Here is a 255-nt window from a genome sequence, read left to right as displayed (position 1 = left end):
ACCGAATGTCTGCCGGGCGTATTAATGGAAAATCAGTTTTTGTGCGTGCTCTACGTCCTGAAGACCTTAAATTAGACATTGAAGAATTGCATCAAAGTGAAGCAATCAAACTTGCCCGTTACTTTGGTGCCATTGTTGGGAAAGCACATTCCAGGCAAATGAACAAAGAAGTAGCGCTCTCTTGGCACAAAGAAATAACTCGCAATACATCAACGAAAGGCACACCAAACTGGCTCTGGAAGTGTGTCGTAGAAT

The 255-nt window shown here is 43.1% G+C and carries 1 protein-coding gene; it reads left to right on the top strand.

Annotated elements, in window-relative coordinates; translation table 11 throughout:
* Positions 1 to 255 (top strand): DUF2252 family protein (locus ACO0LF_RS31780; RefSeq protein WP_423021448.1); only part of this gene is annotated, 255 nt, incomplete at both ends.

Origin of the sequence: Undibacterium sp. Di27W, from assembly GCF_049340345.1 — a bacterium.
Lineage (GTDB): Bacteria > Pseudomonadota > Gammaproteobacteria > Burkholderiales > Burkholderiaceae_D > Undibacterium.
Note: the sequence above shows the minus strand (reverse complement) of the source record. Positions and strands in the feature narration are given on the sequence as shown.